This window comes from Spirosoma spitsbergense DSM 19989, from assembly GCF_000374085.1.
In the GTDB taxonomy this organism is placed as follows: Bacteria; Bacteroidota; Bacteroidia; order Cytophagales; family Spirosomataceae; genus Spirosoma; species Spirosoma spitsbergense.
Window position 1 is genome coordinate 39,662 of the sequence record NZ_KB893592.1, and the last position, 20,313, is coordinate 59,974.

Genomic DNA, 20,313 nt, shown 5'->3' on the forward strand with positions numbered 1-20,313 from the left:
AAGTTACCAGGGATACTGCCTCATTAGTTAGACGAATCGAATGTCATTGAATACCACACAACGCACGTCCAGAGAAGAGATAATGGATGATTTCTCGATGGAAGGCACTGAACTGAAGGAAGCTCTGGATAAAATTGCCGAGATTAACCAGTGGCTGGGTGGCAATAAAATCACACTTGATGGCATAAAGGCCCTGCTAAAAAATCAGCCGAAGGATAAACCCATTTCCATTCTGGATATCGGCTGTGGCAATGGGGATATGTGCCGCGCCATTGCCGACTTCGCCCGGCAGGAAAACCGAACCATCTCGGTTCTGGGCATCGATGCCAACCAATATACGATTAGCTACGCCGAAGCCTGTTCTAAAGAGTATCCCTCGATAACCTACCGGGTGCAGGATGTTTTCAGCGAAGCGTTTAAAGCGGTACAGTACGACATTGCCGTATGTACGCTAACCCTTCACCACTTTTCGGACGAAGCCATTTTGGCTCTGATGAAGTTACTATCGGAACAAGCCAAGCTGGGCGTAGTTATCAATGACCTGCAACGGAGTGCAATTCCCTACCGGTTATTTCAACTCATCTGCTTCGTTTTTGGGCTGAACAGAATGTCCAGAGAAGACGGACTGACATCCATTCTTCGGGGTTTTAAGCGGGCTGACCTGGAGAACTATTCCAGACAGCTGCATCTGAAAGAGTACAGTATCAACTGGCGATGGGCGTTTCGCTATCAATGGATTATAAAAAACCTATGAGTGTACGAATTACAGCAGTAGCGAAAGCATTACCTCAACATTGGCGCGATACGAGTGATATTTTACCTTTTCTGGATGTTTGGCTGGCCGGGCAGGACAGTCGGTTTCAACGGAAAGTAAAGAAGATATTTGAAAACGCGGCTGTCGACCGGCGGTACTCGGTTATGAGTCCGGAAGAGGTTTTTGCACAAACTACGTTCGCCGAGAAAAATGCCATCTACGCTCGTGAAGCCATTAAACTGGGCGAGGAAGCCCTGAAAAGCGCGCTGGCAAAAACGACGTGGCAACTGACGGATATTGACTACCTGATTACCGTGAGCTGCACCGGCATTATGATTCCATCGCTGGATGCGTACCTGATTAACAACTTGCAAATGCGGCAGGACGTGGTTCGGCTTCCCGTTACCGAAATGGGTTGCGCGGCTGGCGTGTCGGGTATTATTTACGCCAAGAACTTTCTGAAAGCCAATCCCGGCAAGCGGGCCGCGTTGATAGCGGTAGAGTCACCAACAGCTACATTCCAGCTGGACGATTACTCGATGGCCAACATCGTGAGCGCAGCTATCTTTGGCGATGGTGCCGCCTGCGTACTCCTTTCGTCGCATGAAGAAGATACCGGACCGGAAGTGGTAGCCGAAGATATGTACCACTTTTATGATGCTACGAACATGATGGGGTTCGGCCTGACCAACACCGGTTTGCAGATGATTCTGGACAAAGCCGTGACAGATACCATTGCGGAACATTTCCCGGCTATTATATACCCGTTCCTGGCCAAAAATCAACTCAATATCGAGGATATTGAGCACCTTATTTTCCACCCCGGCGGGCGGAAAATCGTGGAAGTCGTGCAGGACATTTTCGGTAAAATGGGGAAGAACATCGACGAGACGAAGGAAGTTTTACGAAAATACGGCAACATGTCCAGTGCTACGGTCCTGTATGTACTAGAACAATTTATGGACAAAGGATGTCCTACCGATACGTACGGGCTTATGCTCAGTTTTGGGCCGGGTTTTTCGGCACAGCGCGTTTTGCTACGATGGTAACCGAATTTGGTCAACATAATTATTGGGCCGTTATCCTGGGCGGTAGCAAAGGACTGGGACTGGCAACGGCGCAGAAACTGGCGCAGCACGGCATGAACCTTTGCATCGTGCATCGAACCCGAAAAGCAGACCTCCCCGACGCAGCCAGGGAATTCAGCCGGATGGAAGCGGAAGGAGTCAAGTGTATTGATTTCAATGTGGATGCGACCAGTGCCGAAAAGCGAACGTCCGTTATTGAAAATTTGCGTGAGCAGATGGGCGGGCAGGGAAAAATCAGGGCGTTGGTTCACAGCATAGCGAAGGGCAACCTGAAACCAATGCTGGCTCAGGAACAACCCAGCCTTCAGCACGACGATTTTCAGCTAACCATCGACGCAATGGCCATCAGTTTGTATGACTGGGCAAAAGCACTGGTGATGGAAACTATGTTTGCCCCCGATGCCCGAATTATTAGCTTTACCAGTGAGGGAAGCACAAAAGCCTGGAAAAATTACGCAGCCGTTTCGGCGGCAAAAGCAGCACTGGAAGCCATTTCAAGGAGTATTGCGCTGGAGATGGCTCCTTTAGGTATCCGGGCAAACTGCCTTATGGCAGGGGTTACCGATACAGCATCACTACGAATGATTCCTGATTCTGCTACCTTGCTGGCTCACAGTCAGCAACGAAATCCGATGGCCCGGTTAACTACGCCCGGTGATGTGGCGAACGTAGTTTATTTACTTTGTAAAGACGAAGCCGCCTGGATTAACGGTACGGTTATTCCGGTTAACGGTGGTGAACATCTTCAATAAATTTTACGTGCAGCCATTCGACTATATCCTCTTAAAACTACCCTACAGCAAACCGTTCCTGTTTGTCGATACCCTCCAGGTTGTTACGGAGAATGGCGTGGAAGGGCAGTACACCTTTCCAGCCGATTCGTCTTTTTATGCCGGACATTTTAATAAAATGCCCGTTACACCCGGTGTTATCCTGACGGAGGTAATGGCGCAAATTGGGGTCGTTTGTCTGGGTATTTTTCTGCTGAATGACTCCCCAACCGACGAACTGGAAGTCGCCCTGACTGCCACACAGATTGATTTTTATAAGCCCGTTTTTCCCGGAGAAACCGTTACGGTTCGGTCAAGTAAAGACTTTTTCCGGTTTCATAAGTTAAAATGCAAGGTAGAGATGCTAAATGGTAAGGACGAACTGGTATGCAGGGGCACCATTGCCGGTATAATGAAGTCGAAATCACATGCGTAATCGGGTTGTTATTACAGGTTTGGGAGTCGTATCGCCTAATGGGGTAGGCGTTCCCGCCTTTCTGGAGGCCATCAAAGCGGGGCAGAGCGGTATTACATTCCGTCAGGAACTGGCCAATTTGAAATTCTCCTGTCAGATTGGCGGCATTCCGCCCGTTACGGAAGCGCACAAGCAGCAATACTTCACTGAGTTACAGCGTAGAGGACTGAACAGCAGTGGCATCATATACGGGGTTATGGCGGGCATGGAAGCCTGGCAACACGCTGGCCTTCCAGCGGCTGGCGATCCAGCGGCCACCAATGAGCCAGACTGGGACTCGGGCATCATTTTTGGAACTGGCATTTTGAGCGTCGATAAGTTTCGGGAATCAATCTACAAAGTCGATGAGGGGCAGGTAAGGCGGCTGGGCAGCACAGTTGTACTGCAAATTATGACCAGTGGCGTGAGTGCTTACTTAACCGGCATGACCGGCTGTGGCAACCAGATTAGTGCCAACTCGTCGGCCTGCGCTACGGGTACTGAAGCCCTCCTGCTTGCGTATGAACGCATAGCCAGCGGCTCGGCCAAACGGATGCTGGCGGGTAGTTGCAGCGACCACGGCCCTTATATCTGGGGTGGATTCGATGCCATGCGCGTACTGCCCTACCAGTACAACGACGCGCCCGAACGGGCATCGAGGCCGCTTAGTGCTACCGCCAGCGGCTTTGTACCCGGCAGTGGCGCGGGGGCACTGGTGCTCGAATCACTGGAAAGTGCGCTGGAACGGAAGGCAACTATCTACGCCGAGGTACTGGGCGGACATATGAACTCCGGTGGTCAGCGGGCAGGGGGTACCATGACAGCGCCCAACCCGGTGGCGGTGAAAAAATGCATCGAAACGGCATTGAAGCAGACGGGTGTTCGGGCCGAAGAGGTTGATGTCATTGACGGTCACTTAACAGCTACCGTAAAAGACCCGGCCGAAGTGACTGCCTGGTGTGAGGCCCTACAGCGACAGGGGCCAGACTTTCCGTACATTAACTCGCTCAAAGCTATGGTGGGCCATTGCCTGAGTGCTGCCGGAAGTATCGAATGCGTGGCTTCGGTGCTGGAATTATACAACGGGTTCATTTATCCGTCCGTCAACTCGGAGGATATCCACCCGGATATTATCGCCCGGATTGATGCTGGCCGAATTCCCCGGCAATCCATTCAAAAAGAGATTACAATTGTAGCAAAAGCCAATTTTGGTTTTGGCGACGTAAATGCGTGTGTACTTTTAAAGAAGTTTCAATCCTAAACAGACAATGCAGACAAAAGAAGAATTGATTACTACGCTCAAAACAATTGTGAAACCCTACGTTCAGGATGAGCAGGCATTTGAGCATGTTACCGAGGAAACCGACTTTATCCGTGATTTAAAGATTAACTCGGCCAATCTGGTCGACATTGCCCTGGATGTGGAGGAAGCCTACGACATCGAAATTGATAATGAGTCAATGGAAAAGATGCTCACGGTTGGAGCCGCCATTGAGATCATTCAGGAAAAGTTAGCGGCAAAATGATCGGCAACGACATTGTTGACCGGGCGCAGGCAAAACGGGAAAGTAACTGGCAGCGAAAAGGGTTCCTGGATAAGTTGTTTACCCCATCCGAACAGCAGCTTATCCAGCGAGCCAGGGATCCTGAGTGCCTGGTCTGGACGTTGTGGAGCATGAAGGAAAGTGCCTATAAAGCAACCACCCGAAAAACGGAAAAGCGCGTCTTCAACCCAACAAAAATAAGCTGTACCCTCGAAATGTGGTCTGATGAAGCCGTCGATGGATTCGTGGTTTATGAAGAAGAGTACCGGACAAGATCGTTAATTACGCCGGATTACATTGCCAGTGTAGCCTTTTCAGTACATACGCTCCCCATTCCCAACCAGGTAATCATCCCCTTTGAACGCATCGATTACCACCACCAGTCGACTCAACTTCGTACCAGCGTTCTGGAACACTACGCTACTGTTTCGCCCGTTTCGGAAAAGAAGCTACAGGTTTGCAGCGATAAAAATGGCAGCCCTATTCTGGTCATTAAAGACCCGTTGCAGGAAACCGTTTGCATACCCATCAGTATTAGTCATCATGGTCATTATGGCGCTTTCAGTATCGCCCATTCTGTTTTTATGCTCCCTGATTGACCTGAAAGATCATCCTTAAAACCACCTTCCTTTACGGGTACTGGACTAACATTTACCCTACTTCATTAGTTGTATAAGTTAAAGCAGCCTTGGCAAAGAAGTCAGTTTATCATTAAATTATACAACGTTATGAAAAGGAAAATATGGGTAGTAGGAGCTTTACTGGCAGTGATGGTCGGTTTTTCGTCGTGTGCATCCACAGAACGCTGGTTGTATGGAAACTCGGAAAACAGCAGGGAAGACATCGTACAGCGGGATCGCGACAGCGAATCACGCAATTCGGCCAGTAATGAAGCGGATAAGATATTCAACCGCAAAAGTAGTAATAACGATAACGAGCGGGTGAGCAGCAGTAACTCGCGAAACAACAATAGTTCGTATCGAAATCCATACCGGTATTCGGACGATCAGGATAGCCGGATGAGTTATCGGAGCGATACCTATAACAACCCCTATCGGTCGGGTGATCGTCAGAGTTCTTACTCCAGCAACGACCGGTACAGCAATAGCAACCGATCAAATGACAGCCGGTACTACGATGACCGCAACGCTAACAATGACCGCTATGATAACCAGTCATACGATCAGCGAAATTCATACAATGACGGGTACAACGACAGCCGCAATTCGTCTAACAGCAGCAACCGTTCCTACGGTGACCGTAGCCGGTATGACGACCGCCAATCCAATGATCGGTATTCGAACAACAATCAGAACGATCAATATTCCCGGAATTCGTACAACAACAACCGCTCGTCCGATGACCGGAACATGAATAACGACCGGAATTCGTACAGTACCAATGACCGTTCGTATAACGACCGCTACGATAACCAATCTTATAACAACAACCGGGACTCATACCGCAATGATGGTTATTCCAACCGTAACAGTGGGAGCATGAACGATTACCGGCAAAGGGACAGTCGTGATAATCGCAGCTACGATTCAAGCCAGAGCAATAGTCGTGATAACCAAAGCATGAATAATGACCGGAACTATAATCGCGACAACCGGAACATGAATGACGACCGGAATACTCGTCAAATGGATAACCGGAATCAGAACGATTCATCCAGCCGGTACAATAGCCAGAACAATTACTCTTCCGACAGCCGCGATAACAGCCGTCAGGGTGATTATAGTAACCTGTCGGGTAGCCGTCGGGAAAACAACGACAGAAGCAACAATCGGGATAACAACTCGAACCAAACCTACACCTATCGTCAGAATGACGGCAACAATGGCAACCAGTCCAATAACCAGTCATCTGATCGGGACCGTCGTGATCTAAGCGATAAAATATCGGCTCAGATGGACAAGATTGACCAAAAACTGACCGAAGTAAAGCAGGACGTAAAAGACGAAAGCCGCCGGGATAAGAAGAAGCGCGAAGATATGGTTAAAGAACTGCAGGATAAGCGCAGCCAGTTATCCGATGCCTACTATAAGGTGCAGCGCGCTACCGTTAATACCTTCGATGATGTGAAAAGAGAGACCAGCAAAGTCGTCGACGATATTGGTGACTGGTTCAGCAAGACTGCTGACAAGGTGAGTAAGTGAGTAGCATTTCTGATACTGAAAGGGGTTGATTCGGACGAATCAACCCCTTTTTTGTTGAACCAGTCGAAAAAACCACCCGCTATCTATCTTTGCGGTATGGCACTAATCAAATCTGTTCGGGGAAACCAGCCTCAGTTTGGCGAAAACTGCTGGTTTGCCGAGAACGCTACCATCGTGGGTGAGGTAATCATGGGGCGCGACTGCACGGTATGGTTCAACGCCGTTATCCGGGGCGACGTTAACACAATCACTATCGGCGACCGGACCAACATTCAGGACGGAGCTGTTATTCACTGCACCTACCAGCGGTTTAAAACCACCATCGGCAATTCTGTTTCCATTGCGCATAACGCCGTCGTTCACGGATGTACCGTGGAAGATAACGTGATGATCGGCATGGGAGCTATTGTCATGGATGGGGCCATTATCGGGACGGGCAGTATTGTGGCAGCAGGAGCCATCGTTACGCAAAACACGATAGTGCCACCCGGCAGCATCTACGCGGGCAATCCGGCCCGTTTTTTAAAAGCGGTTTCGCCCGAACAGGCCGACATCTTCGCCCGGACTGCCAATAATTATGTGATGTACGCCGAGTGGTTCAAATGAGTGTATGGTATACGGTTTATCGTTGATTAAACTAACCATACCATACCCCAGGCATTTAATCAGCTACGGTCTATGCGAAGCCCCATAAACCTAAAACCGTAAACCCCTTTTCGCTTATGGATGACTTTCTGATTTACCTACGCCTGGGGTTTGACCACATCACAGATCCCAGGGGGTACGACCATATTCTGTTCGTTATTGCGCTATGTGCGGTATACACTCTTCAGGAGTGGCGGCAGGTACTGATTCTGGTTACGGCCTTCACCATTGGGCACTCCATTACGCTGGCTCTGGCTACGCTGCAACTCATTCATTACGAAACCGCCCTCGTTGAACTCCTCATTCCAATTACTATTTTAGTTACCGCTATTTCCAATTTCTTCTTTCGGGACAAGAAAAAAAGGGGATTTCCATCCGGCAAACTTCCCGGTCGTTCCTGGCGCTATGGCCTAGCCCTATCCTTCGGCCTGATTCATGGCATGGGTTTTTCTAACTACCTACGGAGCTTGCTGGGCCGGGAAGCCGATATTATCGAGCCACTGCTGGCGTTTAATATTGGCCTGGAAATAGGCCAGCTGGTTATCGTAACGCTGATTCTTTTAATCGCTTACGGGCTGCTCGATATCCTCAAAACCAGCCGTCTGCGCTGGACGCTTATCGTATCGGGTATCGTTGCAGGAATGGCTTTATCCCTGATTATAAACAACGCGTATCTGAGTGATTTAATAAAGTAAGGCTTACCGCTCCTCCGGTCATTCTGCGTTTTCATCAAAATCGAAAGCCAGCAAAACTCTTTTTTTTGTATTTTTAGCCTTTTCATTAACAACTACAATCCATTTTATGCAAAAGATAATTTTGCTGGTGACGAGTTTGGCCGTTCAAATGGGGACTATGCTTGCCCAGGCACCCACTCAGCAGGCCAATACGCGTTTTGAGCAACTTGGCCCCAAACTGCCCACACCCAACACATTTCGCACGGCATCGGGTGCCCCCGGAAAAGACTATTTTCAGAACCGGGCCGATTACGATATCAAAGCAACGCTCGACGATACCAAACAGCGACTCACCGGCTCCGAAATGATCACGTATCATAACACGTCGTCGGATGCCCTGCCTTACCTCTGGATTCAGCTCGACCAGAATGTTTTCCGCCCTGATGCAACGGGTAACACCGCCACCACAAACAGCCTAAACCCGGAGCGAGCCAGTCTCGCCCAGCTTAATCCTGACGCGGCTTTGATTGGAAAAGATTACGGATACAAAATCACCGCCGTGCGCGACCAGGCCGGTAAGGCTATAAAACACACTATCAATGAAACAATGATGCGGATTGACCTGCCCCAACCCGTACAGCCCGGCAAATCAGTCACCTTCTCGATTGACTGGAATTTTCACATTGTCGATGCCACCTCTACGCATGCCCGTTCGGGCTACGAGTTTTTCCCGAAGGATGGCAACTACGTGTACGAGATGGCCCAGTGGTTTCCCCGCCTGTGTGCCTACAATGACGTAAACGGCTGGCAAAACAAGCAGTTTCTGGGTCAGGGCGAGTTCACCTTGATTTTCGGCAACTATAAAGTAGCCATCACCGCCCCGAATGACCACATTGTAGGGGCAACCGGTGAGTTACAAAACCCGGCCCAGGTGCTTACCGCCACGCAGCAGAAACGCTGGAATGAAGCCAAAGGAAAGGGCGACAAGCCCGGCGAAAACCCCGTAGTTATTGTTACACAGGCCGAAGCCGAAGCCGCCGAAAAAGGCAAACCAACCGGCACCAAAACCTGGGTGTACAAAGCCGATAACGTACGCGACTTTGCATTCTCCAGCAGCCGTAAATTCATCTGGGATGCGTTGCAGCCCAGTGTGGAAGGCAAGCGGGTGTGGGCCATGTCCCTCTATCCCAAAGAAGCCAATCCGCTCTGGGGTCAGTATTCAACCCGATTGGTAGCCCATACGCTCCGTTCCTATTCGAAACGTACGTTCGGGTATCCCTACCCGGTAGCCTACTCCGTACACGGGCCGGTTGGCGGCATGGAGTACCCCATGATGTGTTTCAACGGTGCCCGCCCGGAGGCCGATGGCACCTATTCGCAGGGTACCAAGAATTTCCTGATTCTGGTCGTTATCCACGAAGTTGGCCACAACTTCTTCCCCATGATTGTCAACTCCGACGAGCGGCAGTGGTCGTGGATGGACGAAGGGCTGAACAGTTTTCTGGAAGGACTGGCCTGTCTGGAATGGGATGCCAATTTCCCGGCGCGGGGAATCGAGCCACAATCCATCGTGCCGTATATGCAGATGGATTCGAGCAAGCAGGTGCCCATCATGAGCAGTTCGGATAATATTCCGCGCAACACCTTCGGCCCCAACGCATACAGCAAACCCGCTACGGCACTGAATATTCTGCGCGAAACAGTGATGGGTCGGGAGTTGTTCGATTACGCCTTCAAGGAATACGCCCGTCGCTGGGCCTTCAAATCGCCCGAACCCGCCGACTTTTTCCGGACGATGGAAGATGCTTCGGGTGTTGATCTGGACTGGTTCTGGAAAGGCTGGTTCTATGGCGTACAGCCCGTTGACCAGTCGCTGGTGAAAGTAAACTGGTTTCAGGCGGGTTCCCAAAACCCCGATATTTCGAAAACTGAAGCCCGTACCGCTGCCCAGAAAAAGATGAATACCATCAGCAAACAGCGGGATGCGCTCAGCAAAGATGAAACCGTCGTAGCGCAGGATTCTACGATGAAAGACTTCTACAACAGCTACGACCCGTATGCCGTGACGCAAGACGACCGTCAGAAGTATCAGGCCTATTTAAGTTCTCTATCTGCCGAAGAAAAGTTACTGGCCGAAGCTGGTACCAACTTTTACACGTTATCGCTCAAGAATAAAGGCGGCATCCCGATGCCGGTCATTGTACGGATGGAGTTTGAGGACGGCACGGATTCAGTTGCCCGCTTTCCGGCCGAAATCTGGCGCTTCAACGACGTGAGTATTAATAAGGTGATTGCCACTAACAAGAAGGTAAAGCAGTGGACGCTCGATCCATTCTACGAAATTGCCGACATTAATACAGAGGATAACTCTTTCCCACCGGTAGCCCAACCCACCCGTTTTCAGCTATTTAAGCAACAGCAACGGGGTGGACAGGGCCAAAATCCAATGCAACAACAGAAACAAACCACACCGCCCCCGGCCACCCAGGGAAGCGGAAAAAATTAGTTACAACCTAAAACAAAAAGCAAACGATGAGAAAAAGTATGTTGATGGCTGGCCTTGCACTATGGTCAGCAGCCGTATTGGCTCAACAAGCCCCGACGCAAAATGCGAATACGCGTTTTGAGCAGCTCGGCCCTAACCTGCCAACACCCAACACCTTCCGGACGGCGGCCGGTGCGCCCGGTAAGGACTATTTCCAGAACCAGGCCGACTACGACATAAAAGTCGAACTGGACGATGCGAATCAGAAAATCATTGGTTCGGAAACGGTTACGTACCACAACAACTCGACGGACGCACTACCTTATATCTGGCTCCAGCTCGACCAGAATTTATTTGCGAAAGGGTCCATTGGCAGCGTTACCCGTACGGGGAGCGTCAACGAAAATGGCATGAGCTTCGGCCAACTTCAGAACCTTACTTCCGTTCGGGAGCGGAGCAGCCAGCAGGCAACCGACAAATACGGGTACAACATTTTGTCGGTTAAAGATACCAAATCCGGCACCGCGCTGAAGTATACGATTAATCAGACCATGATGCGAATTGACCTGCCAGCCCCGTTGAAACCGGGTGGCAGCTACTCTTTCAATGTGGACTGGAACTACTTCGTCACGGAATATTACGGCCGGAGCGGCATGGAGTTTTTCCCCAAAGACGGCAACTACAACTACTTCATTGCCCACTGGTTTCCGCGCTTATGCGCCTACAACGATGTGAATGGCTGGCAGAACAAACAGTTTCTGGGTCAGGGCGAGTTCACGCTCATTTTTGGCAATTACAAAGTAGCCATTACCGTACCCAGCGACCACGTTGTGGGTGCTACGGGTGAATGCCAGAACTACAAACAGGTGTTGTCGGCTACGCAGCAGAAGCGTCTGGCGCAGGCCAGCACCTCCAAAAAGCCCGTTATTATTGTAACGCAGGCCGAGGCCGAAGAAGCGCTGAAAGCCAAACCCGGTGCCACAAACGGCAAGAAAACATGGGTCTATACGGCACAGAACGTGCGTGATTTTGCCTTTGCCAGCAGCCGCCGGTTTATCTGGGATGCCATGCAAACCGATGTGTACGGCGATGGCCACAAAATCTGGAGCATGTCGTTTTACGCCAAAGAAGGCAATCCCCTTTGGGAGCAGTATTCAACCCGTGTGGTAGAGCATACGTTGAAATCGTACGGCAACCGCACGATTAAGTACCCGTATCCAGTTGCTATCTCCTGCCATGCTACTGCCGGTGGCGGTATGGAATACCCCATGATTTCGTTTAACGGTGGTCGTCCGGAAGCCGATGGCACGTATTCCCCGCAGGTGAAAGCAGGGATGATTGGGGTTATCATTCACGAGGTCGGACACAACTTCTTCCCCATGATTGTCAACTCCGACGAGCGGCAGTGGACCTGGATGGACGAGGGTTTGAACACGTTCTGCCAGTATCTGGCCGAAAAGGAATGGGACTACAACTTCCCCAGCCGTCGGGGCGAACCGCAGTACATTGTCGACTACATGAAGTCAGACAAAGCGGTGTTATCGCCTATCATGACCTCTTCCGACAACGTAATTGGCCTTGGCCCCAATGCTTACGCCAAACCGGCAACGGCGTTGAACATCCTGCGCGAAACGGTGATGGGCCGGGAGTTATTCGATTATGCCTTCAAAGAATACGCCCGTCGCTGGGCCTTCAAATCACCCGAACCCGCCGACTTCTTCCGGACGCTGGAAGATGCCTCGGGTGTTGACCTGGACTGGTTCTGGAAGGGCTGGTTCTACGGTGTCGAGCCGGTCGACCAGGACCTGGCAGAAGTCGATTGGTTCCAGGTTGATTCGGGTAATCCGGAAATAACGAAAGCAGCCGCCCGTGCGGAAGCCAAACGTAAAGCCGGTACCATCAGCAAGCAGCGCGATGCCGCCACCCAGGCCGAAACCGTTGTGGCCCAGGATTCGACCATGAAGGATTTTTACAACAGCTACGATCCCTACGCAGTAACCGACGTCGATAAGAAAAAGTATCAGGATTATCTGGCTTCCTTAGGCGACGATGAACGAAAGGCAATCGAAGCGGCTGACAAGCAGAACTTCTATACGCTGGCCCTGAAAAACAAGGGGGGTCTGCCAATGCCAGTAATCATACGGATGGAGTTTGAAGATGGTACTGATTCAGTAGCCCGCTTTCCGGCCGAAATCTGGCGATTCAACGATGTGGCGATCAAGAAAGTGATTGCCACTAACAAAAAAGTGAAGCAATGGACGCTTGACCCATTTCAGGAAATAGCGGATATTGACACGGAGAATAACTCATTCCCACGCGTTGCCGAACCAACCCGCTTCCAGTTGTTCAAACAGCAGCAGCGGGGCGGGCAGGGTCAAAACCCAATGCAGCAACAGAAACGAACCACACCACCCCCGGCCACGCAGGGTAGTGGAAAAAACTGAGTAAGCTTTTCCAAATACAAATACCGTAGAGTCTAAAAAACGGTCTTTAACCCACTCGTTAAAGACCGTTTTTTATTGCCTCATCAATTCACTCAAACACAATCCATCTGATGAAAATTTGTACGCTATTTTTTACCCTGTTGACGCTGGTGGTGCTTGGATGCTCCTCGGTCGTACAGGCCCAAACGCCACGACCAACTTCGCCTTCGTCGCCGACGATGACGCTCCCAGTAACGGCAACAACAACACCCGCGTCAATTACTGTCGCTACCGCCCCGAAAGTAGCCATAAAGCCCTACCGGGAGGTAATTACGGCAGCGGCACAGACTAGTCGGGGGTTATTTACGGCTCACCGAATTGACGAGAAATATTACCTCGAAATTCCCGACTCATTATTAGGCCGGGAGTTCATGGCCATCACCCGGATTGCCAAAGCACCCACTGGCGCAGGGTACGGTGGAGAGCTGGCCAACCGGCAGGTGCTGCGCTGGGAGCGCGGCCCCGACAAAAAGCTTTTACTGCGAGTGGTGAGCTACATCAACGTAGGGAGCGATACACTGCCTATTTCGCAAGCCGTCCGGAACTCCAATGTTGAGCCCATTGCTGCCGTTTTTGACCTGAGGGCTGTTCGTAAAGACAGCGTATCCGCATCGGTCATTGAAGTAACGGACTTTTTCAAAGGCGACAATCAGGTGGTGTCGATCAATCCAGTCACTAAATTTCGCTATCGACTAACAGCGCTGTCCCCGGAACGCTCTTTTGTACAGCGGATTAAATCGTACCCGATCAATACGGAAGTGATGGTGACCAAAACCTTCACGGTCAATACAACACCGGTTGTACCGTCGCCAGTGCCCTCGCCATTGCCTACGGTAGCGCTGCCCGTTGGTAATGAAGCAGGCGCCGTGACAATGGAAATCAACACATCCATGATTCTGTTGCCGCGCACACCCATGCGAAAGCGTCTGTTCGACAGCCGGGTTGGCTATTTCGCAAATGGCTACACTGTTTATAACGATGCCTCACAGCGAACAGAGGATGAAACCTTTGCCGTACACTGGAAACTGGAACCAAAAAATGCAGCCGATGCACAACGTCAGAAAGCGGGCGAACTCATTGAACCCCGCAAACCTATCGTTTACTATATTGATCCGGCAACACCCCTTAAATGGCGTAAATCCTTAAAGTTAGGCGTTGCTGACTGGCAGGTGGCGTTTGAAAAAGCGGGCTGGAAAAATGCCATTATGGCGAAAGACTGGGATAGTAAAGACAGTACATTGAGTCTTGAAGATGCCCGCTATTCGGTGATTCGCTATTTCGCATCGGATATCGAAAACGCGTATGGCCCCAACGTCCATGATCCCCGCTCGGGCGAAATTATCGAAAGCCACATCGGCTGGTACCATAACGTGATGAACCTGCTGCGCAAATGGTACATGGTGCAGGGAGCAGCAGTAGATATTCGGGCCCGTAAACCAACATTTGACGATGAATTAATGGGTCAGCTGGTTCGTTTTGTCTCATCGCACGAGGTAGGGCACACCCTCGGACTACGGCACAACTACGGATCGAGCCACGCTACGCCCGTTGAGAAGCTGCGGGATAAAGAATTTATCAAGCAGTATGGCCATACCGCTTCCATTATGGACTACGCCCGCTTCAACTACGTGGCCCAGCCGGAAGACAGCATCAGAGACCTCTTTCCACGCATTGGCACCTACGACATATGGGCGATTGAGTGGGGTTACAAACCAATCTACGATACCCCGACGCCAGAAGCGGACAAGATGGTTTTGAATGAGTGGGTGAAAAAACATGCCGGCGATCCGCGTTACTGGTTTGGCACTGAAACGAACCCCCTCGATCCCCGCTCACAAAGCGAAGACCTGGGCGATAATGCCATGATTGCCAGTACGTATGGCATTAAAAATCTGAAACGAATTTTACCCAATCTCACCAAATGGACGGGCGAAGAAGCCGAAGACTACGATAAGCTACGGGAAATGTATGGAGAGATTGCCGGTCAGTACCGACGGTACATGGGCCACGTAACGAAGTATGTGGGCGGTATTTATGAAACTCCTCACACTTACGACCAGTTGGGCATCGTGTATGAACCAACACCCCGCGCATTACAAAAAAGTGCCGTAACGTTCCTGAATCAACAGTTATTTCAAACGCCAACCTGGTTGCTGGACGCTAAAATCATGCAGCTTGTCCGGCCTGACCAGGGCGTTGATTACCTGCGAACCTTACAGGAAACCACGCTGAATAGCCTGATGGATGTTGGCCGCCTGTCGCGTTTGATTGAAAACAGTAGCCGTCCTGCTAAGTCATATAGCCTGGATGAATTCATGACCGACCTTCAATCGTCGATCTGGCGTGAGTTAAAAGCCGGTCGTTCCATTGATGTGTACCGCCGGAATCTACAGAAAGTATACGCGGAGAAGCTAATTTCGATGTTAACGCCAACTCCGCCCGTTGCCCCGGCGGCCGGTTTTTCGGGCAATGGTTTCCGGTACAATGCCGGTCCCGTTGCCGATGTCAGGAAATCCGATATCATGTCGGAGGTACGGGCCCAGTTGGTTAGCCTGCAAGCCAGCATCAAGACGGCCCTTCCCCGGCAAACCGACAAAATGAGCCGGTACCATTTAAGTGACGTATTAGCACGCATTGACAACGCTTTACACCCCAGACGGGGTTAATCCTCATTTTATCACGCGAAATCTTTTGACAATTACCCACACTTCGCTACATTTGCAATCCCATTCGGGATGTAGCGCAGTCCGGTAGCGTGCTTGCATGGGGTGCAAGAGGTCGTGGGTTCGAATCCCGCCTTCCCGACTTTGATTAGCAGAGAGTTACAGCAATGTAGCTCTCTTTTTTTTGGCCGGTATGTGCAGGGTTTACACATCCACCTGAATCTAATCGTTGTATAATCAATTAATCAGGGTAACGTATTACTCATTAACCGAGACCCGACTTCCCTTCTTTCACCCAATCTCTCCTAATAAGCCCTCCAGGTCGAGTTGATGCGTGTACATTTCGATGGAACCATCCGCTTTGCGGGGCCATCGCTCCCGTGGTCGATTCTGGTATAAACTGACGCCATTTTGGTGGCGGTCATTCAGGCAAATGGCTTCGACACGAAAACAGCACGCCCATCCCGAAAAAATGGAAAGCCTTCATCGTTTACAAAATACGTAAAGGCCTACGTTACGCTGTCAATATCGCTGGAGTTAAGTAAACCCGCCGGTACGGTAAGTTCACCCGTTTGCGGATCGATAAGCCCGTTACGTTCCTCTTCAATGTTGGTTGCCTGCGTGTAGATATCTCCGGCAATGGAATCCCGTCGCAGTTCACGTTTGAAGAGTCGGATACGCTCAGCCCGCCCTTCAGCTTCAGCCGGCCCACCGTAGTTAGCGAAGCCGAAACCACCCCATTCACTAACAATCAATGGTACCTGTCCCCGGTAAAAAAATGGATCGCCAACAACCAAGGGATAAGCGGCTACGTTGGCCAGCTCGCCTGCTTCCAGCCGTTGGAGGAGGTCACGCCAGTGGTTCAGGTCGGGGGTGTAAAGGTGGGCGGTGAGCAGATCCGACTTCAGGCGACCTTCCCACGAAATATGTTGCCAGCCATCGTTATCAACAACCAGGTACTGCGGATAGGCAATCTGCATATAGTGGTACATGTCCATGATGTACTGCCTTGTTTCCGGATTGGTGGCAATGTCCTGTGCGCCCCAGTCTTCATTGTAGAGGCTCCAGATGACAACGGATGGGTGGGAACTGATTAGGGCCACCATGCGCAGGAGTTCGGCCCGGTGGTTTTCCCGACTCAGGCCCGTTGAGCTGTGCGGACTCGGGACCTCTACCCAGAGCATGAGTCCCAGTTTATCAGCCAGATTGTAGATGCGTGGATCAACACCGGCAATGTGAACCCGTACCAGATTGCAACCCAGCTCTTTCATGGCCTGCATGTGGCGCTGCATTTCCTCGTACGTAGCCGCTCCCGGCTGATACAGAATACCGTCCAGGTAAACAGGCTTGTTGTTCAGATAGATGTACCGTCCCCTGGCTTCAATTTTTCGCAGACCAAATTGCGTTTCAATCTCGGCTACGTAGCCTTCGGAGTCGATGAGCTGAGCAATGAGCTTGTAGCGCGTTGGCGTTTCGGGCGACCACAGATCCGCCCGGTCTATATTGAGTACAACGCGCTGCTGCTTTTGCCCGGCTTCCAGACGGAGTGGATAATCGGATGTGGCCAGCAGTTCCTTTCCATAATGATCAAAGGCCTGTAGCCGCAGTATATAGTCGCCGGGGTCATGAATGCGGGTGGTTACACTAAAGCGCACAAGCCGGTCTTCCACCACACTGACGACACCAACCCGCGAACGCAGTCGATTCCGCTCCACAGATTCGAGCCACACGCTACGCACCGCTCCCGAGTAGGTCTGATACCAGATTCCACCGCGTTTATAGACGTGGGACTCCTGTTTTCCCCGCGGAATTTCGGCATCCATTGTGTCAACAATCCGGACCGTAAGCCGGTTCTGAGCGTGCAGATAATCTTCGGGTAGTTCGTAGGAAAAGGAGGTGTACTCACCCAGATGTACTTCTTCATCTTCAATGGTGCGTAGCGGATGACCATTGAGCCATACGCGGGTTTCGTAACCACAGGCACCAAACGTGAGTTGAATGATGGAGCGGGAACTCGGTTCACTGCGCTGAGGCAAGGGGAATTCCCGTTCGTACCAGGCCACTATTTTGTCCTGCCACCCCATGGGCACTACCTGTCCTTTAGCCTGAGCCATATGCGCTTCAATAGAGCCGGGCCAATGAGCCGTTTCGGTAAATGAATGGCCTACGTACCATCGTTCGTGTAACCCCTTATCATCTGGATCAATCATAAACCGCCATTCTCCGTCGAGCAGCATATAAGTGTTTGGCCGGAGAACCGCTCTGGGAAGTTCATTTATCGACTCGGCAATGGGAGCGGTTTCCGGGCGGCTGGCCGAAAAACTGTTGTTGATATACCTGGTTTCCATACACGTCAGGAGCGAAACAAAAACAACGGAACTGCACTCCATAGTGTTTAAATCCTGACAATTTTCGGCATGGCCCCCGCCGGGTTAATGGACGGGGTGTCGGGTAAAAACGGCGGTTACCCGGCGAACCGGAAACGCCTTCCGGTAGATGTAGTGGGCTGGCGGAGTGCCCTATAGTTACTTTTGCGGGTGATACCTGGACTCACCCAACTCAAAACAAGCCGGAGCAGGTACCCATACCTGTCGGCTACAGGAGTGTTTTCTCCGGCCAAAACCGTCCTTCTAATCAACTTGGGGGGATTCCCAGTTACTTACCCAAACACTTCGCTCGTATATGAAACAGATAACCCGCCCCCAGGCCCTGGTTTTCGATGTTAACGAAACCCTGCTGGATTTAAGCAAGGTACAGGACGCCTTCAACCAGGCCTTCCAAAACGACTATGCCTTTAAGTACTGGTTTCAGCTGCTGTTGCACTACTCGCTGGTAGATACCCTGACCGGACAGTTTCATGATTTCAAGCAGATTGGCGAGGCTGTTTTATCCATGACAGCGGAATTTTTCGATCATCCGCTGCCGATAGCGGAGAAGCAGACACTTTTACAGACGATGGTGCAGGTTGACCCTCATCCGGATGTTGAACAGGGTCTGTCCCTGTTGAAAGAGGCTGGGTTTCGGCTGTTCACCCTTACCAACTCTCCCGACGAAACCCTGAAAAAGCAACTGGAATCAACCGGGCTGGGCCATTTCTTCGAAGCAACCTGGACTGTAAATGCCGTAAAACGCTACAAACCACACCCTGACACCTACGGTCGGGTGCTGCATAAACTGAACCTCCCCCCTGACCACACGATGCTTATTGCAGCCCACGGCTGGGATATTGCCGGAGCAGCCCACGCAGGCATGAAAACGGCTTTTATACAGCGCAAAGGGCAGTCACTTTACCCACTCTCGTCCCCGCCCGACCTGCAAGGCAAAACCCTGACTGACCTTGCCCATCAATTAATAAGCTTACCCGCCTGAGTACGATTACTTCACAACATGCCATAAACGCTTATGCAACAGAAACCCACTTCGTCAACCCTATATTTTTACGCCCGTAAAACCACTCCCAACTAACTGACCTGACTCAGTAGTCCCTATTGACTGGTAGTGTAATTCCGTTCTGGATAATTTTTCAGAGTCGGCGCGTATTTTTTTCCAATCGGAACAGAACCGGATTTTTTCGTGCCTGCTGACCGTCAGAACCGCCTGTACTTCGGCATTGAATCACCCCAAGATAGTGGCCACAACAGCAATAGTAAGCGTGTACAAATCAGTCCACTAGCGGTAATACCAGTACAGAAAACACCTAAAAGCCTACGAGCCTACTCATCAGCACAACAGCAATTTCAGGCAGAAAACGGCCCGTTAAGTACTGGGTTTACCGGGGAACGGCAGTGCATTTTCGCCAAAACCCGGATTCTGCCCATATGTTACGAAAAACAATCAACTGGTATTTACGCTCAGCCTAACAGGTGTATTCTCGATACCACTCCCTCATATTGCTCGAACAAAGTTTACTATCATCTGTTGAACAAACCGACCCACCTTTGTGGTCGATTTATTCAACAAAACCATATAATTCTCATGACTAGTCAACCAAACAACACCGGTATTAACGCCGGATCACTTCCCCTGATGACCGCTATCTTTACCGATCGTGATGCCGCCGAGTCGGCTTACGATTCCCTGTTATCGCATGGCTTTTCGAAAGACGACGTGAACATTGTGATGACGGATGAAACCCGTAAACAGCATTTTGATACCAGTGATTCGGATGATTCGGCCTTGGCGGATAAAACGATGGAAGGCGCAGGTAAGGGATCTGCCATTGGGGGTACGGTAGGCGCAGTAGCAGCCGCTATTGCCGCCATCGGTACAACGCTGGCGCTGCCCGGCCTAGGCTTACTGATTGCCGGTCCGCTGGCAGCTGGCTTAGCCGGAGCCGGAGCTGGTGCTTTAGCCGGTGGCCTGATCGGTGCTTTAGTAAATTCGGGTATTCCGGAAGAAACCGCGAGAGCGTATGAGTCCGGTCTGAAGGACGGTGGTATCGTTGTGGGCGTACATCCCCGGAATGAAGCTGATCAGGCGTATTTGACCCAGCAGGGCTTTCATTAATACTAGTCCCGTGAAAGGTTAGCCAGTTGGCCTCCAACTAGAGAAACCCAACGGATAAATTTTTCGTCGAGCCAAAGCAGTCCTA

The 20,313-nt window shown here is 50.9% G+C and carries 16 protein-coding genes and 1 tRNA gene; 16 read left to right on the forward strand and 1 reads right to left on the reverse strand.

Annotated features, from left to right (window positions below):
• Positions 1 to 40: 40 nt before the first annotated feature.
• The 14 genes from B157_RS0128790 to B157_RS0128855 all read left to right on the forward strand — a co-directional run bounded on the left by B157_RS0128790 (position 41) and on the right by B157_RS0128855 (position 15,864).
• Complete coding sequence (locus tag B157_RS0128790) at positions 41 to 754, forward strand: methyltransferase domain-containing protein (RefSeq protein WP_026309037.1); 714 nt, start codon at positions 41 to 43, stop codon at positions 752 to 754.
• Positions 751 to 1,803, forward strand: a complete 1,053-nt coding sequence (locus tag B157_RS0128795) for a type III polyketide synthase (RefSeq protein WP_020606777.1) — start codon at positions 751 to 753, stop codon at positions 1,801 to 1,803. Before B157_RS0128790 ends, B157_RS0128795 begins: the two co-directional genes overlap by 4 nt.
• Positions 1,797 to 2,594 (forward strand): SDR family oxidoreductase, encoded by a 798-nt coding sequence (locus B157_RS0128800; protein WP_020606778.1) that lies wholly within the window; start codon positions 1,797 to 1,799, stop codon positions 2,592 to 2,594. Before B157_RS0128795 ends, B157_RS0128800 begins: the two co-directional genes overlap by 7 nt.
• Before the next feature lie 7 nt (positions 2,595 to 2,601).
• Positions 2,602 to 3,048: a 3-hydroxyacyl-ACP dehydratase FabZ family protein gene (locus B157_RS0128805; protein WP_026309038.1), complete on the forward strand. Its 447-nt coding sequence runs from the start codon at positions 2,602 to 2,604 to the stop codon at positions 3,046 to 3,048.
• Entirely contained in the window at positions 3,041 to 4,327 is a 1,287-nt protein-coding gene (locus tag B157_RS0128810; protein WP_020606780.1) for a beta-ketoacyl-[acyl-carrier-protein] synthase family protein, read from the forward strand. Before B157_RS0128805 ends, B157_RS0128810 begins: the two co-directional genes overlap by 8 nt.
• Before the next feature lie 7 nt (positions 4,328 to 4,334).
• On the forward strand, positions 4,335 to 4,592 hold the full coding sequence (locus B157_RS0128815; RefSeq protein WP_020606781.1) for an acyl carrier protein: 258 nt from the start codon (positions 4,335 to 4,337) through the stop codon (positions 4,590 to 4,592).
• Positions 4,589 to 5,209, forward strand: coding sequence for a 4'-phosphopantetheinyl transferase family protein (locus tag B157_RS0128820; RefSeq protein WP_020606782.1), 621 nt, complete (start codon positions 4,589 to 4,591; stop codon positions 5,207 to 5,209). Before B157_RS0128815 ends, B157_RS0128820 begins: the two co-directional genes overlap by 4 nt.
• 129 nt (positions 5,210 to 5,338) lie before the next feature.
• The gene (locus B157_RS0128825) at positions 5,339 to 6,772 is read left to right on the forward strand and encodes a hypothetical protein (RefSeq protein WP_157618617.1); all 1,434 of its coding nucleotides are present in this window, start codon (positions 5,339 to 5,341) and stop codon (positions 6,770 to 6,772) included.
• 96 nt (positions 6,773 to 6,868) lie between these two features.
• On the forward strand, positions 6,869 to 7,378 hold the full coding sequence (locus B157_RS0128830; RefSeq protein WP_020606784.1) for a gamma carbonic anhydrase family protein: 510 nt from the start codon (positions 6,869 to 6,871) through the stop codon (positions 7,376 to 7,378).
• Between the two features lie 116 nt (positions 7,379 to 7,494).
• Complete coding sequence (locus B157_RS0128835; protein ID WP_020606785.1) at positions 7,495 to 8,112, forward strand: HupE/UreJ family protein; 618 nt, start codon at positions 7,495 to 7,497, stop codon at positions 8,110 to 8,112.
• Positions 8,113 to 8,218: 106 nt separating this feature from the next.
• Entirely contained in the window at positions 8,219 to 10,597 is a 2,379-nt protein-coding gene (locus B157_RS0128840; RefSeq protein ID WP_020606786.1) for a M1 family metallopeptidase, read from the forward strand.
• 26 nt (positions 10,598 to 10,623) lie between these two features.
• Entirely contained in the window at positions 10,624 to 13,020 is a 2,397-nt protein-coding gene (locus tag B157_RS0128845) for a M1 family metallopeptidase (protein WP_026309039.1), read from the forward strand.
• Between the two features lie 110 nt (positions 13,021 to 13,130).
• Complete coding sequence (locus B157_RS0128850; protein WP_020606788.1) at positions 13,131 to 15,725, forward strand: zinc-dependent metalloprotease; 2,595 nt, start codon at positions 13,131 to 13,133, stop codon at positions 15,723 to 15,725.
• 65 nt (positions 15,726 to 15,790) lie between these two features.
• A tRNA-Pro gene (locus B157_RS0128855) sits at positions 15,791 to 15,864 on the forward strand.
• A 367-nt stretch (positions 15,865 to 16,231) separates the two neighbouring features.
• On the opposite strand, the gene B157_RS0128860 is transcribed toward B157_RS0128855, so the two are convergent.
• Positions 16,232 to 18,070 (reverse strand): glycoside hydrolase family 2 protein, encoded by a 1,839-nt coding sequence (locus B157_RS0128860; RefSeq protein WP_026309040.1) that lies wholly within the window; start codon positions 18,068 to 18,070, stop codon positions 16,232 to 16,234.
• A 334-nt stretch (positions 18,071 to 18,404) separates the two neighbouring features.
• On the opposite strand from B157_RS0128860, the gene B157_RS0128870 reads away from it, so the two are divergent.
• Complete coding sequence (locus B157_RS0128870; RefSeq protein WP_020606791.1) at positions 18,405 to 19,091, forward strand: haloacid dehalogenase type II; 687 nt, start codon at positions 18,405 to 18,407, stop codon at positions 19,089 to 19,091.
• A gap of 606 nt (positions 19,092 to 19,697) precedes the next feature.
• Positions 19,698 to 20,228 (forward strand): hypothetical protein, encoded by a 531-nt coding sequence (locus B157_RS0128875; protein ID WP_020606792.1) that lies wholly within the window; start codon positions 19,698 to 19,700, stop codon positions 20,226 to 20,228.
• Positions 20,229 to 20,313: the final 85 nt, after the last annotated feature.

Coding starts and splice junctions, on each gene's coding strand:
- B157_RS0128840 (WP_020606786.1), top strand. CDS start 8,219: ATGCAAAAGATAATTTTGCTGGTGACGAGTTTGGCCGTTCAAATGGGG.
- B157_RS0128850 (WP_020606788.1), top strand. CDS start 13,131: ATGAAAATTTGTACGCTATTTTTTACCCTGTTGACGCTGGTGGTGCTT.
- B157_RS0128815 (WP_020606781.1), top strand. CDS start 4,335: ATGCAGACAAAAGAAGAATTGATTACTACGCTCAAAACAATTGTGAAA.
- B157_RS0128800 (WP_020606778.1), top strand. CDS start 1,797: ATGGTAACCGAATTTGGTCAACATAATTATTGGGCCGTTATCCTGGGC.
- B157_RS0128845 (WP_026309039.1), top strand. CDS start 10,624: ATGAGAAAAAGTATGTTGATGGCTGGCCTTGCACTATGGTCAGCAGCC.
- B157_RS0128860 (WP_026309040.1), bottom strand. CDS start 18,070: ATGGAAACCAGGTATATCAACAACAGTTTTTCGGCCAGCCGCCCGGAA.
- B157_RS0128810 (WP_020606780.1), top strand. CDS start 3,041: ATGCGTAATCGGGTTGTTATTACAGGTTTGGGAGTCGTATCGCCTAAT.
- B157_RS0128825 (WP_157618617.1), top strand. CDS start 5,339: ATGAAAAGGAAAATATGGGTAGTAGGAGCTTTACTGGCAGTGATGGTC.
- B157_RS0128830 (WP_020606784.1), top strand. CDS start 6,869: ATGGCACTAATCAAATCTGTTCGGGGAAACCAGCCTCAGTTTGGCGAA.
- B157_RS0128870 (WP_020606791.1), top strand. CDS start 18,405: ATGAAACAGATAACCCGCCCCCAGGCCCTGGTTTTCGATGTTAACGAA.
- B157_RS0128820 (WP_020606782.1), top strand. CDS start 4,589: ATGATCGGCAACGACATTGTTGACCGGGCGCAGGCAAAACGGGAAAGT.
- B157_RS0128875 (WP_020606792.1), top strand. CDS start 19,698: ATGACTAGTCAACCAAACAACACCGGTATTAACGCCGGATCACTTCCC.
- B157_RS0128835 (WP_020606785.1), top strand. CDS start 7,495: ATGGATGACTTTCTGATTTACCTACGCCTGGGGTTTGACCACATCACA.
- B157_RS0128790 (WP_026309037.1), top strand. CDS start 41: ATGTCATTGAATACCACACAACGCACGTCCAGAGAAGAGATAATGGAT.
- B157_RS0128795 (WP_020606777.1), top strand. CDS start 751: ATGAGTGTACGAATTACAGCAGTAGCGAAAGCATTACCTCAACATTGG.